Annotated in this window: 12 protein-coding genes and 1 pseudogene; 7 read left to right on the plus strand and 6 right to left on the minus strand. The window is 60.9% G+C overall.

What is annotated here, in order from left to right; all coding sequences use genetic code 11:
* Positions 1 to 210: 210 nt before the first annotated feature.
* The 3 genes from HV753_RS00360 to msuE all read right to left on the minus strand — a co-directional run bounded on the left by HV753_RS00360 (position 211) and on the right by msuE (position 2,953).
* Positions 211 to 1,239 carry a methionine synthase gene (locus tag HV753_RS00360; protein ID WP_175172441.1) on the minus strand — a complete coding sequence of 343 codons (1,029 nt, stop codon included), beginning with the start codon at positions 1,237 to 1,239 and terminating at the stop codon, positions 211 to 213.
* A 28-nt stretch (positions 1,240 to 1,267) separates the two neighbouring features.
* Complete coding sequence (locus HV753_RS00365; RefSeq protein WP_175172442.1) at positions 1,268 to 2,251, minus strand: DUF1852 domain-containing protein; 984 nt, start codon at positions 2,249 to 2,251, stop codon at positions 1,268 to 1,270.
* 120 nt (positions 2,252 to 2,371) lie between these two features.
* Positions 2,372 to 2,953, minus strand: a complete 582-nt coding sequence (msuE, locus tag HV753_RS00370) for an FMN reductase (RefSeq protein ID WP_175172443.1) — start codon at positions 2,951 to 2,953, stop codon at positions 2,372 to 2,374.
* Between the two features lie 143 nt (positions 2,954 to 3,096).
* Here msuE and HV753_RS00375 point away from each other — a divergent pair, with 143 nt between their 5' ends.
* The 4 genes and pseudogenes from HV753_RS00375 to HV753_RS31185 all read left to right on the plus strand — a co-directional run.
* The gene (locus HV753_RS00375; RefSeq protein ID WP_175172444.1) at positions 3,097 to 4,020 is read left to right on the plus strand and encodes a LysR family transcriptional regulator; all 924 of its coding nucleotides are present in this window, start codon (positions 3,097 to 3,099) and stop codon (positions 4,018 to 4,020) included.
* Complete coding sequence (locus tag HV753_RS00380) at positions 4,013 to 4,921, plus strand: methylenetetrahydrofolate reductase (protein WP_217481422.1); 909 nt, start codon at positions 4,013 to 4,015, stop codon at positions 4,919 to 4,921. Before HV753_RS00375 ends, HV753_RS00380 begins: the two co-directional genes overlap by 8 nt.
* 178 nt (positions 4,922 to 5,099) lie before the next feature.
* The gene (locus HV753_RS00385; protein ID WP_175172445.1) at positions 5,100 to 6,236 is read left to right on the plus strand and encodes a hypothetical protein; all 1,137 of its coding nucleotides are present in this window, start codon (positions 5,100 to 5,102) and stop codon (positions 6,234 to 6,236) included.
* A gap of 112 nt (positions 6,237 to 6,348) precedes the next feature.
* Positions 6,349 to 6,492 (plus strand): annotated as a pseudogene (locus HV753_RS31185) (DUF1801 domain-containing protein); the annotation flags it as partial.
* A gap of 45 nt (positions 6,493 to 6,537) precedes the next feature.
* Here HV753_RS31185 and HV753_RS00390 read toward each other — a convergent pair.
* Positions 6,538 to 7,455, minus strand: coding sequence for a LysR family transcriptional regulator (locus HV753_RS00390; RefSeq protein ID WP_175172446.1), 918 nt, complete (start codon positions 7,453 to 7,455; stop codon positions 6,538 to 6,540).
* Positions 7,456 to 7,587: 132 nt separating this feature from the next.
* Between HV753_RS00390 and HV753_RS00395 the strand changes: the two genes are divergently transcribed.
* Both HV753_RS00395 and yghU read left to right on the plus strand, forming a co-directional pair.
* Entirely contained in the window at positions 7,588 to 9,006 is a 1,419-nt protein-coding gene (locus tag HV753_RS00395) for an aldehyde dehydrogenase family protein (RefSeq protein ID WP_175172447.1), read from the plus strand.
* 99 nt (positions 9,007 to 9,105) lie between these two features.
* Entirely contained in the window at positions 9,106 to 9,984 is an 879-nt protein-coding gene (gene yghU / locus HV753_RS00400; RefSeq protein WP_175172448.1) for a glutathione-dependent disulfide-bond oxidoreductase, read from the plus strand.
* A gap of 91 nt (positions 9,985 to 10,075) precedes the next feature.
* On the opposite strand, the gene HV753_RS00405 is transcribed toward yghU, so the two are convergent.
* Positions 10,076 to 11,689 (minus strand): NAD(P)/FAD-dependent oxidoreductase, encoded by a 1,614-nt coding sequence (locus HV753_RS00405; RefSeq protein ID WP_175172449.1) that lies wholly within the window; start codon positions 11,687 to 11,689, stop codon positions 10,076 to 10,078.
* Positions 11,690 to 11,956: 267 nt separating this feature from the next.
* On the opposite strand from HV753_RS00405, the gene HV753_RS00410 reads away from it, so the two are divergent.
* Entirely contained in the window at positions 11,957 to 12,373 is a 417-nt protein-coding gene (locus HV753_RS00410; protein ID WP_175172450.1) for a YccF domain-containing protein, read from the plus strand.
* Between the two features lie 86 nt (positions 12,374 to 12,459).
* Here HV753_RS00410 and HV753_RS00415 read toward each other — a convergent pair whose 3' ends face one another.
* Positions 12,460 to 13,356 carry an AraC family transcriptional regulator gene (locus HV753_RS00415; protein WP_175172451.1) on the minus strand — a complete coding sequence of 299 codons (897 nt, stop codon included), beginning with the start codon at positions 13,354 to 13,356 and terminating at the stop codon, positions 12,460 to 12,462.
* Between the last annotated feature and the right edge of the window lie 99 nt (positions 13,357 to 13,455).

Below are 13,455 nucleotides of genomic sequence, written 5' to 3' on the forward strand. Positions count from 1 at the left end.
ATAAGACGGCCGCCTGGACGCCGCTGCCGCAGCCGTAGCTTGCGACGGATGCCGTTCCGTAGGTGGCAACCTACGTTAGGACGGGTCACATAAGTGAAAAAAGGCGCCGAGGCGCCTTTTTCATGGGTGAGGGGGCTGCGGTGGGTGAAACCGTAGTCTTGCTTCTTATCGCTTTAACCTCTTCGCACCCCTTACCGCTTTAGCTCAGCATCAGCCCAGCAGTTCCTTGCGAACAATCTCCGCGCCTTCGCTCAGCGCCAGCAACTTGCCTTTCGCAATGGCGCGGGACAACGGCGCCATGCCGCAGTTCGTGCACGGATACAGCTTGTCGGCGTCCACAAACTTCAGCGCCTTCCTCAGCGTATTGGCCACTTCTTCCGGCGTTTCAATCTTGTCGCTGGCCACGTCGATGGCGCCGACCATCACTTTCTTGCCGCGAACCAGTTCGAGCAGATCGATTGGCACATGCGAGTTGTGGCATTCCAGCGAGATGATGTCGATATTGGATTTTTGCAGCTTGGGGAACGATTCCTCGTACTGACGCCATTCCGAACCCAGCGTCTTCTTCCAGTCGGTGTTGGCCTTGATGCCGTAGCCGTAGCAGATGTGCACGGCGGTTTCGCACTTCAACCCTTCGATGGCGCGTTCCAGGGTGGCGATGCCCCAGTCGTTGACTTCGTCGAAGAAGACGTTGAAGGCCGGCTCGTCGAACTGGATGATGTCGACGCCGGCGGCTTCCAGTTCGCGGGCTTCCTGGTTCAGGATCTTGGCGAATTCCCAGGCCAGCTTTTCGCGGCTCTTGTAGTGGGCGTCGTACAGCGTGTCGATCATCGTCATGGGGCCGGGCAGGGCCCATTTGATGGGCTGCTTGGTCTGCTGGCGCAGGAACTTGGCGTCCTCGACGAAAACGGGCTTCTGGCGGCTCACGGCGCCCACGACGGTCGGCACGCTCGCGTCATAGCGATCGCGAATCCTGACGGTCTCGCGTTTCTCGAAATCGACGCCATCGAGATGCTCGATGAACGTGGTGACGAAGTGCTGACGGGTTTGCTCGCCGTCGCTGACGATATCAATGCCGGCATGTTGTTGTTCTTGCAGCGCCAAGCGCAGGGCGTCTTGCTTGCCTTCGACCAGCTCCTGATCTTCCAATTTCCACGGGGACCACAGCTTTTCGGGCTGGGCAAGCCAGGAGGGCTTGGGCAAGCTGCCGGCGGTCGAGGTGGGCAGTAGTTTTTTCATGATCTGTAATCTTGTCTGTTTTGAGTGATTAGAGGGCGTAGTTGGCAGCCCAGCTTTCCAGCGTCTTTGCGTAAGGCTTGATGAAGTGCTCTTCGGTGAACTTCCCTTGCTTGACGGCCAGCTGGCTGCGTTCTTCGCGGTCATAGACAATCTGCGTCACCGAGTAATCCTGGTTCTTCAGGCTCGGTTGATAGAGCTTGCCTGCTGCGGAATTGGCGTTGTAGATCTCGGGGCGGTAGATCTTCTGGAACGTCTCCATCGTGCTGATGATGCTGATCAGCTCAAGATTGGTGTAGTGGCCAAGCAAATCGCCTTGGAAATAAAAGGCCAAGGGCGCGGCACTACCCGAGGGCATGAAATAGCGGACCTGCAAGCCCATTTTTTCGAAGTACTGATCCGTCGGGGAAAATTCATTTTGCTGATATTCCACGCCCAGGATGGGGTGCTGGTTTTCAGTCCGGTGGTAGGTCTTGCTGCTCGACGCGCTGATGCAGATGACAGGCGGCTTGCTGAAGTGCGCTTTGTAAGTACTTGAATTGACAAAGTGCTTGAACAGCTTGCCGTGCAATTCGCCGAAATTGTCGGGCGTGCTGAAGGTGGATTTATTGTTGTTGTGTTCTGACAGCAGCACGCTGAAGTCGTAGTCGCGCACGTAGGACGAGAAGTTGTTCCCCGTAATGCCCTCGATGCGTTCGTTGTTTGTCCGGTCGACAATATTGGTTTTCAATATCTCGATCAGCGGGAAAACGTCACTGCCGCTTTCGGCGCCAATGTGCATTTCAACGGAAATGATGTCGAGTTCGACCGCGTAGCGATCGCCCTTGGGATTGTCCCAATGCGCCAAGCTATTGAAGCGCCGGTCAATCATCCGCAGGGTGTTGCGCAAATTCTCTTGGCGACTCGTTCCCCTGGCCAAATTGGCGAAGTTGGTCGTTATGCGCGTACTGTCAGATGGCTGATAGTTTTCATCAAAAGAAATGCTCTTGATGCTGAATGTGAAATCTTGGCTCATGGTGATTGGGTACGCTGAATATTGCGAAAAAAATGCGGGGAATTGAAATTGGTTTGCCGCTTCGCGAACGTTATCGCCCTGCAAACGGCAATCGGACTGGCCTTGACTCAGGGCCTTGGCTCAGGCTGCGACCGCTTCCTCTGTGACGGCAGATCGCGGCTGGCGTATCAATTCGATCAGGGGCAATGCCCGTTCGACAGCCAGTCTGGCCCGCTCGATCAGGGCCTCGTCTTGCAGGCGGTAGCCGGCGAAATCCTTGTCGGTCGCGTAAACGCCCAGCGGCAATGTGCGCGCCTGGAAGAAGCTGAACAGCGGCCGTAATTGGTGATCGATCATCAGGGCATGGCGTTCGCTGCCGCCGGTGGCGGCCAACAAGACGGGCGTGTCGATCAAGGCGTCCTGATGAAGAAAGTCGAAGAAGTGCTTGAACAGTCCCGTGTAGGAGCCCCGGTAGACCGGGGTTGTCACCACCAGGATGTCGGCTTGCTCGACCACGCCAAGTTCCCGTTCCACCGTGTGGGGCAGTTGCGAGCGCCAGACCGCGCCAGCCAGTTGCGGGGCGAGTTGGCCAAGTTCGACCAAGTGTTGTTCGCAGGGGACCGCGTCGGCGATCAGGTCCAACAGGTGCTCGGCCAGGGCCGCAGACTTGGAGGGGCGTTGCAGTCCGCCGGAAACGGCAACTAGACGGAGGGGACGAGTCATTTTTGCTTCACATGAATGGATCGACGCGGTGGCGCATCTGCTTTTGTGCAGGTGCAGCAACAAGCCGGCATCGCATACTAGGTGAGGGGATTGATGAAGTAAAATGGTTTTATTTCACGAATCCATGAGCGGAAATCATCTGAATGCTTGAACGCATCCACCTCAGCATCGTCCAGCAGGTCGAAAGGCAAGGGTCTTTGACGGCCGCCGCGGGCGTGCTGAACCTGACCCAGTCGGCCCTGAGCCACAGCATGAAGAAACTGGAGCAGCAACTGGGCACCGACGTCTGGCTGCGTGAGGGTCGAAGCCTGCGCCTGACGCAGGCTGGCCAATACCTGCTTGCGGTGGCGAACCGCGTGTTGCCGCAACTGGACCTGGCCGAAGAGCGCCTGGGCCAGTTCGCGCAGGGCGAGCGCGGCGCGCTGCGCATCGGCATGGAATGCCACCCTTGCTACCAGTGGCTGCTCAAGGTGGTTTCACCTTATCTGGCCGCATGGCCCGACGTGGATGTGGATGTCAAGCAGAAGTTCCAGTTCGGCGGGATCGGCGCGCTCTTCGGTTACGAGATCGATCTGCTGGTCACGCCCGACCCGCTGTTCAAGCCGGGGCTGAAGTTCGAACCTGTGTTCGACTACGAGCAGGTGCTGGTCGTGGCCAAGGGCCATGCCCTGGCGTCGGCAGCCTACGTGAAGCCTCAGCAGTTGAATCAGGAAGTGCTCATCAGCTACCCCGTGGACATTGAGCGCCTGGACATCTACAACCAGTTCCTGTTGCCGGCCGGTGTCACGCCCAAGCGCCACAAAGCCATTGAAACCACCGACATCATGGTGCAGATGGTGGCCAGCGGGCGTGGCGTGGCCGCTCTGCCGCGCTGGCTGGTCGAGGAGTACGCGGCAAGGATGGACGTGGTGCCCGTGCGGCTGGGTGCGCGCGGCATTGCCAAGCAGATCTTTCTTGGGGCACGCGAGGCAGACACCGCCATCGACTACGTGCGGGCCTTCATCGAACTGGCCCGCCAGTCCGTGACCGCCACCAACACTGCCATTGCGCAAGACGCCAATGGATGAACACCCCCCCTTGATGCATTCCAGTAGGCCCACGTTCCCCGGCAACATCACCGACGCCTATTCGTTGGAGGTCAGTGTGAAGGACATCGCAGCGCTGACCGCAGTGGCGCCGCGAATATTGCCGGGGTCGACCATTTCCATTCCCTACCTGCCAGGCCAGGACAACGACGCGCGATTGGCTACGGCGCAGGCCGTGCGCGGACTGGGCCTCGTGCCCATGCCGCACCTTTCTGCACGCCGTATCGCGTCGCTTGCCGAGCTTGATTCCTTCGTCAAGCGCGCGGTCGCAGAAGCTGGCGTTGAGCGCTGCTTCGTGATCGCGGGAGATCCGTCGACGCCGGTGGGACCGTTTTCCGACAGTTCCTCGTTGATCGAAACAGGCGTTTTCGAGCGCTGGGGCATCCAGGTTGTCGGCGTGGGGGGGCATCCGGAAGGCCATCCGGTCATGAGCACGGCCGATCGGTGGGATGTGCTCGAACGCAAGTGCGACAGCATCGGCAGGCGCGGCATGACGCCATTGATCGTCACGCAGTTTGGATTCAATGCAGACATCGTGTTGATGTGGTTGAAAACGCTGCGCGAGCGTGGCATTGAACACCCGGTGCGTGTGGGTGTGCCGGGTCCCGCGGGCATCGCGGTGCTTGCGCGGTATGCGTCCTTGTGCGGCGTCAGCGCATGCGCGTCAATGTGGTCCAAGTACGGCATCTCTCTCGGCAAGCTGTTCGGCACGGCGGGGCCGGATGTTTTTGTGGATCGTTTGGCCGCCGGACTGACAGAAGAACATGGAAAGGTAAGTCTGCATTTCTTTCCATTCGGAGGCATCGCCCAGTCTGTGAGGTGGATAGAGCAGTACCGCTCTCGCGCCGAGCAACTGCGCTACGCCAGTGCATCCCTATCGTGATATTTGATGGCGGCACGACAGGACGATGTCCATCATGGGGCATGGCCTGCACGCCGCGTAGGGCCACCCCCCCGCATCGGATTGATCCTGAAGCCTTGAGGTACCATCTTTCAGCGATCGACTTGCCACACAGGGATCGCGCCCACGCCAAACGACTCAAGAAAAGGAAAATAATCTGATGCGCTTAAAGGCTCTTGCCCTCTGCTTGCTGGCCGGATTTGCCGCTTCGGCCGCCGCTCAAGACAGCACCCAATCTTTGACTCGGGCCTTGAAGCAGATACCGCAGGTGGTGCTTACCGCGCCTGAAGCGATGCAGATATTCTTCGTGGACACGCAAGCCTGGCGAGGCTTGGAGAAAGCCGGCCCATCAGCGGATGGCATGCGCAGACTGAGCATGGCGCAATGGATCAACCCGCTTCAATCCATTGGATACGGTCTGGATCAATGGTCGGCCAACGCGAGAATCCCGTTCGATGAACTCTCCTATTTCGCCGCTTTCGGCCAGGCGCCGGGCAATATCACCTATTGGGGGATGAAGGACGGAAAATCCGTTGGGGGGCTGGTGGACCGCCTCAAGCAGGCTGATTTTTCTCCGGTTGGTGGTGACGTCCCTGGCGTCCTCGCAAATGGCGAGGCCAATAAGATGGATATGACAAAGGCCAATCCCAAAGATCCGTGGAGGGGGGCGATGGGCAAGGCAAGCTTTGTCGTGCCTCTGGATACCGCATTGGTTCAAGCGTCTGACGCAACGGGCATGAAAGTCCTGGCCAAGCCCACGCCGTCGGTCGCCGACAGTGCAGTCGTTGCCGCGTCGGTTGCAGGCGTGAAGGAGGCCGTCCCTTCGGACTCAGGCCAAATTGTGCAGGCCGCGGTCATATCCCCTGTTTTTGGCCTTCAAGGCGTTGACCCGGCGAAGGTACTGCCCGCGTCGCCCGGAGATATTGAAACGGCAAAGCGGAATCTTCAGGCGGCTGTTGACTCTAGCCGACGCGGTATTCCTCCTTACTTCTCAGGCATCATCGCGGACGCCCAGATCAACAGCGTGCCGGCTGTGGTGATTTCCCTGGCTTACGCAGATTGCGCCACCGCCAAGCAGGCCGCCGACGGCATTGGCGCTGCATGGAATGAAAGCATGGCGGGCGCGGTGCAAGCCAAGGTGGCCGGGCGTACTGTCCAGGCCGGTAGCCTATGCGCTGCGGTGGTCAGCGTGGTTGCCCCCAAGGCAGAGAATGCGGGCAACCCGATTCTGTCGCAGCTGATGAACCGCTATATGCAGCGCGATTTGACGGTGTTGCAGATTGGCACGTCGCGTTAATCGCGAGCGCAGGTTTTCCAATCCGTGGTGGCGATGATTGAGTGATTCACGTCTCGCGAGGCGCCAGCATGGAAGGAAAAAAGTCCGAAATACAGCGGTCAGGCCCGATTCCCTGCCGCAAGCGGACACACCGATCCTGCTGTCTGGCGGCAATCCGCAAGTTGCCAAGGCGTACGGAGACGAGCCGGTGCAGCAGTACATCGCGGCGGTGCCGGGCTGGAAAAGCGAGGTGGGCGGCCGTCTGGACCGCCTGATCCTCGATATTTACGAGGGGGATGCCATCGACGCCGCCGCTGCGCCATCACGCCCGTACGGCCAAGGTTCCCGCCCGCCGCATTTCATGCACCAGTTCCACCAGCGCCCGTAACCGTGCCGGCACATACCGGTGGCCCGCGTAGTACAGGCGCAGGCCGCCAAATGTCGGACACCAGTCTTGCAGCAGCGCAACCAGTTTGCCGGTGGCCAGATCCTCCTGGACAAACCATTCCGACAGAAACCCCACGCCCATACCGTTCAGCACCGCATCCCGCATGGCCTGGGTTTCGGTGAATGACATGCGGGTGGGCATGTCAATTTGAAGCTTCTGGCCGTCGCGCTCCAATTCCCAGTGGTACAGGCCGCCGTGGGACATGCGCATGCCGATCCCATGGTGCCGCATCAAGTCGCCAGGCGCTTGTGGCGTGCCGTGGCGTGCCAGATAGTCGGGGCTGGCGACGACCAGCATGCGCATGTTGGCGATGAGCGGCACCGCGATCATGTCTTGCGGGACGGATTCCTCCAGGCGGATGCCTGCGTCGAAGCCGTCGGCCACGATGTCGATCAAGCGCCGTTCGGTGACGACGTCGACGCGCATTTGGGGGTAGCGCCGCAGGTATTCGTAGAGCAGCGGTTGCAGCAGCATCAGGGTCGTCTCGGGCGGGGCGTTGATGCGTAATGTGCCGCTGGGGGCGTCGGGTTCGGTGCCAGCTTCTTCGCTGGCGCGCTGGATTTCGGTGACGGCGGGCGTGATGCGGTCGACGAAGCGCTGGCCGGCGTCGGTCAGGGCCACGCTGCGGGTGGATCGGTTGAACAGCCGCACCTTGAGCCGCGCTTCCAGCCCGGCGACGGCGTTGCTGATGGCGGTGGCGGACATGCCCAGCTCAAGCGCCGCCGCCCGAAAGCTCTGGTGGCGGGCCACACCCAGCACGGCTTCCAGTTCCGTGATGCCGGTTCGATGCATGGATTATCCTGATTTTCGGGATTAGTAATGAAGTATAAGGCGGCTTATCAGGATGGTGATGGCTCCCTACACTGCCTGGAACGAATGACTTCCGGCCCGGATCGCCGGCAGCGGCGTCTACGGAGATTGACCATGCAACGTATCGAGCAGATCTATATCAACGGTGAATTTGTCACGCCTCATGGGCGTGAATGGTTCGACCTGTACAACCCCAGCACGGAGCAGAAGATCGGCCAGGTGCGGCTGGGCGACGAAGAGGATGTGCGGCTGGCGGTGGCGGCCGCCAAGGCGGCATTTCCGGCGTGGTCGCGGACGACGAGGCAGGAGCGTCTGGCGGCATTGCATCGCATGCACAAGGAGGTTTCCGCGCGTGAGGATGCGCTGCTGGAGGCGATTGTGACTGAGTACGGTGCGCCGGCGGTGCGTTCGCGCTGGATGGCGACGTACCCGGCCGACACGATTGCGCAGGCAATCGCGGTGCTGGAATCGTTCCAGTTTGAAGAGCAGGCGGGCGCGGCTCAGGTGATTCTGACCCCGGTGGGCGTGGCGGCGTTGATCACGCCCTGGAACAGCGATGCGGGGTTTATCTGCAACAAGCTGGCGACCGCGTTGGCGGCGGGCTGCACGGCGGTCATCAAGCCCAGCGAGATGAGCGCGATGCAAACGCAGATCGTGGCCGAGGCGCTGCATGCGGCGGACCTGCCCGCAGGCGTGTTCAACATCGTCAATGGTTCCGGCGCGGAGGCCGGCGAGGCATTGGCACGCCACCCCGATGTGGCCAAGATCTCGTTTACCGGTTCGTCCGCCGTGGGCCAGCATCTGGTGGCGGCGGGCGCGGCCACCTTGAAGCGGGTGACGCTGGAGCTGGGCGGCAAGTCGCCCACGCTGGTGCTGGACGATGCGGATTTTTCCGCCGTGATGCCCTTGGTCTTGCAGGCCGGTTTCATGAACAGCGGGCAGGCGTGCGTGGCGGGCACACGCATCCTGGTGCCCCGGCATCGCCTGGCCGAATTTGAACAAGCGGCCGTGGAGGCCCTGGCGCATATCAAGTCGGGCGACCCCCGCGACGCGGATACGGATGTCGGCCCGATGGTCAGCGCCAAGCAATGGGAGCGTGTGCAGGGCTATATCCGATTGGGTACGGAAGAGGGCGCGCGGTTGCTCGCGGGCGGAGCAGGGCGTCCGGATGGGCTGTCCGCCGGCTGGTTCGTGAAACCGACGATTTTCACGGATGCGCGCAACGACATGCGCATCGCGCAGGAAGAGATTTTTGGACCGGTGCTGACGCTGATTGCGTATGACGACGAGGCGCAAGCCATCGCGATCGCCAATGACACGAGCTACGGCTTGAGCGCCATGGTATTGGGCAAGGACGTGGACCGCTGCCAGCGGTTGGCGCGTCAGATCGATGCGGGCCGGGTGTTGGTCAACACGCTGGCGCACGAGCCCCGGGCGCCTTTCGGCGGCTTCAAGCGTTCCGGCCTGGGCCGGGAGATGGGCAAGTGGGGCATCAGCGCATATCTGGAACCGAAGACGTTGATGGTGGGCTGATCGACCATTTTCGGCTTCTGGTCTTTACTCGGGGCGATTGGCCGATTTGCTACTCTCAAGCCGGAAACCCTAACGGCCAACCGGCCAGGAGCCCTGAACATGAGCGATCCCACCGGCGATTACGTGCCCCCGAAAGTCTGGACGTGGAACAAGGCCAGCGGCGGCCGCTTCGCGAACATCAATCGTCCGGTGTCCGGGCCCACGCATGACAAGGAACTGCCGGTGGGCCGGCATCCCTTGCAGTTATATTCGCTGGGGACGCCAAACGGTGTGAAGGTGACGGTGATGCTGGAAGAGCTGCTGGCCTTGGGGCATGGCGGCGCGGAGTATGACGCCTGGCTGATCAGGATTGGCGAGGGCGACCAGTTTGGCAGCGGCTTTGTCGATGTGAATCCCAACTCCAAGATTCCCGCGCTGTTGGATCGCAGCGGCCCCAAGCCGATCCGGGTGTTTGAATCCGGGGCGATCCTGCTTTACCTGGCCGAGAAATTTGGCGCCTTGTTGCCGAAGGATCCCGCTACGCGCGCGGAATGCCTGTCCTGGCTGTTCTGGCAAATGGGCAGCGCGCCTTATCTGGGCGGCGGCTTCGGCCATTTTTACGCCTATGCGCCAACCAAGATCGAATATGCGATTGATCGTTTCACCATGGAGGTCAAGCGCCAATTGGATGTGCTGGATAAGCGCCTGGCGGACAACGAGTACCTGGCGGGTAGCGACTACACCATCGCCGATATAGCCGTGTGGCCCTGGTATGGCGGCTTGGCGAAGGGTTGGCTTTATGGCGCCGCGGAATTCCTGTCGGTGCAGGATTACAAGCATGTGCAGCGTTGGGCGGACACCATCGGCGCGCGCCCCGCCGCGCGGCGCGGCCGCATGGTCAACCGTGAGTCGGGTGACTTATCCAGCCAACTGCACGAGCGCCATGACGCCTCGGATTTCGACACGCGCACGCAGGACAAGCTCGCGCACCAGGACTAGGTTGGCAGAAGGGCCAAAACGCGCTGAGCGCGGCGGCGTTTGCGGTGTTGCTGCCGCTGCGCCGCCTGAGGCCTCAAGGGGCGGGGCGGGCTTACGCCTGCCGGCTCATGATGCTCAACGCTACCGCTTCCGCAATCTTGATCCCGTCCACGCCCGCCGACAGAATCCCGCCCGCGTAGCCCGCGCCTTCACCCGCCGGGAACAGCCCCCGGGTATTGATGCTCTGCAACGTCTCGTTGTCCCGCTTGATGCGAACAGGCGATGACGTGCGCGTTTCCACGCCCGTCAGCACGGCATCGTGCATGCCAAAACCCTTGATGTTCTTATCGAAGGCCGGCAGCGCTTCGCGGATCGCCGTGATGGCAAATTCAGGCAGTGCGGTCGCCAGATCGGTCAGATGGACGCCCGGCGTGTATGACGGCAGAACAGAGCCAAACTCGGTGGAGGCCTTGCCGGCGAGGAAATCCCCCACCAACTGACCCGGCGCGCTATAGGTTTCACCGCCCAGCAAAAACGCCTGTGATTCCCACTTGCGCTGAAAATCCACGCCAGCCAGCACGTGTTCCGGGTAGTCGACCTCGGGCGAAATCCCCACCACGATGCCCGCGTTGGCGTTGCGTTCATTGCGCGAGTACTGGCTCATGCCGTTGGTGACCACGCGGTTGGGTTCGGACGTGGCGGCCACGACCGTGCCGCCGGGGCACATACAGAAGCTGTAGACCGACCGCCCGTTGCTGGCGTGGTGCACCAGCTTGTAGTCCGCGGCGCCCAGGATGGGGTGACCGGCGTTGGGACCAAAGCGGGCGTTGTCGATCAGCGACTGCGGATGTTCGATCCGGAAACCGATGGAGAACGGCTTGGCTTCCATGTACACGCCCTGGTCGTGCAGCATCTGGAAGGTGTCGCGCGCGCTGTGGCCAATGGCCAGCACCACATGGTCGGCTTCGATGTGTTCGCCGCTGGCCAGCGTGACGCCGGTGACCTGGCCGTTTTCGCGCTGCAACGTTTCGACTCTGCTGGAGAAGCGCACTTCGCCGCCCAGCTTGGTGATGGTGTCGCGCATGATTTCCACCATGCCGACCAGGCGGAACGTGCCGATGTGCGGCTTGGCGACGTACAGGATTTCTTCCGGGGCGCCGGCCAGCACGAATTCCTTGAGCACCTTTTCGCCGTAATGCTTGGGGTCCTTGATCTGGCTGTACAGCTTGCCGTCCGAGAACGTGCCCGCGCCGCCTTCGCCAAATTGCACGTTCGACTCCGGGTTCAGCACACGCTTGCGCCACAGGCCCCAGGTGTCCTTGGTGCGTTCACGCACCGCCTTGCCGCGTTCCAGGATGATGGGCTTGAAGCCCATCTGCGCCAGGATCAGCCCGGCAAACAGGCCACAGGGGCCGGTGCCGATGACGATGGGGCGCTTTTGCAGGTCAGCAGGCGCCTGGGCGATGTATTTGTATTCGGTGTCGGGGGTGGGCTTTACGTGACGATCATCATGAAAGCGCTTGAGCAACGCGGCTTCATTGTCGATGTCGACATCCAGCGTGTAAGTCAGCAGGATGTTGTGTTTCTTGCGCGCGTCGTAGCTGCGCAAGAAGATGGTGAAGCCATGCAGGTCGCCGGCCGGAACGCCCAGTTTTTTCAGAATCGCGGCGGGCAATTCTTCTGGCGTGTGGTTCAACGGCAGTTTGATTTCAGACAGTCGCAACATGCTTTGGTCCAGAACTATGGGCGATCACAACGTCGCCAAACCGCGCATTGTACTGGATGACGAGGTGGGTCTGCGCCGCAGATAGATGTGGTGGATCAAGCGCTTAGGGGTGTACGGTAGGGGTGTCCAAGGTCCTTTTCATCAGCCTGTAGCGCAGCCGAAGGCCGGATTTTCGGGACGCACCAGGGCCAGGCATTCGGGGGACAATCCCCGCTATGATGCGGGTCCATTAATTCAGTAGTCGTAAGCAGCAAAGGAATACGGGTCATGCGCCTTATCGGAAACGTCTTGTGGTTTGTGTTGGGCGGCCTTTGGATGGGCTTGGGATGGTGGTTGGCAGGTATCGTTGCCTGCATCACCATTGTTGGCATTCCTTGGGGCCGATCCTGCTTTGTGATCGGCAACTTCGCCTTCTGGCCGTTCGGCAAGGAAGCCGTGAACCGTCGGCATGTGAATGGCCGTGGCGATATCGGCACCGGGCCGTTTGGGCTGATCGGCAATGTGGTCTGGTTCCTGTTGTTTGGCTGGTGGCTGGCCATCGGCCACGTCGCGTCGGCGCTGGTTAATTTCATCACCATCATTGGCATTCCGTTTGGTATCCAACATTTGAAGCTGGCGGTGATTGCGCTGGCGCCCATCGGGCAGACCGTGGTGCCGATCGGGCATCGTGCAACGATTCGCTAGTCGAAAGCACGCCATCGCCGTACGCACATGCGCTTGGGCAGTGTTGTCCGGCATGGCATCCGCGCAGAATTGGGATCTGGCGGCGATCAGCCCGTTCGCGCATAGCGGCCGGGCGGCTGTCCTACGTGCTTGTTGAAGGCCACGCTAAACGCACTGGCTGATCCGTAGCCGACCCGTTCGGCGACTTCCGACGCTGCCAGCTTTCCGCTGCGCAACAACTCCTTTGCGATTTCCATGCGCCATGCCAGCAGATATTCCATCGGCGCCACGCCGACTCTGCGCGTGAAGCGTTCAAAGAACGCGGATCGCGATAGGGCCGAGATCCTCGCCAACTGGTCGACGGTCCACGCATGATCGATGCGCGCGTGCATCTGCTGCAACGCGCGGGCCAATCGCTCATCGGCCAAGCCTTGCAGCAGCCCGGGAGGGGCATTGCCGACAGCGGCTGCACGCATGGCTTCAATCAGCAGCAAATCGACCAAGCGGGAAAGCACGAATTCACCGCCGGGCTTTGGATCGGCAGTTTCCTCGCCGACCATCCGCACCAGGTGCGACAGCCGTGCGGAATCACGCACATGCACGACCGCAGGTAACAGGGACGCCAGCAATGCCGGGTCCGCGCAATCGAACTGGAACGAACCGCCCAACGAACGCATGTCGGGCTGGCCGTGCTGTTCGCCATAACGCAGTTCGGCCACGCCGCCCGCGATTTGGTTCGGATCCAGATGGACGGGTGGGGCTGGGCCAAAGCTTGAAATCGTGAACGCTGGCGTGGCGGGCAGCATGACGAAGTCGCCCGCGTTGATGGTGAATGGTTCGTGCCCGTCCACCGCCAGCTGGCAGCTTCCGTCGAGCACGATGCAGAAACTGGGTTGGCCGAATTCGGAATAGCGGACGGCCCAGTTGCCCTTGCCACTGATCAGGTTGGCGAAGACGGCATGGGGGCGCAGAAGCCGAACGACTTGGGATAGGGGATCGCTCATGAATGGACGATTGATAAATAAATATGGACTATTAATTATCGTTGGTCCTGAAATCCTCCTCTATCGTTGGCTCCTCGTCAATTTGCACCTTGGAGGTTG

It is taken from the genome of Achromobacter pestifer (assembly GCF_902859625.1).
Taxonomy (GTDB): domain Bacteria; phylum Pseudomonadota; class Gammaproteobacteria; order Burkholderiales; family Burkholderiaceae_B; genus Achromobacter; species Achromobacter pestifer.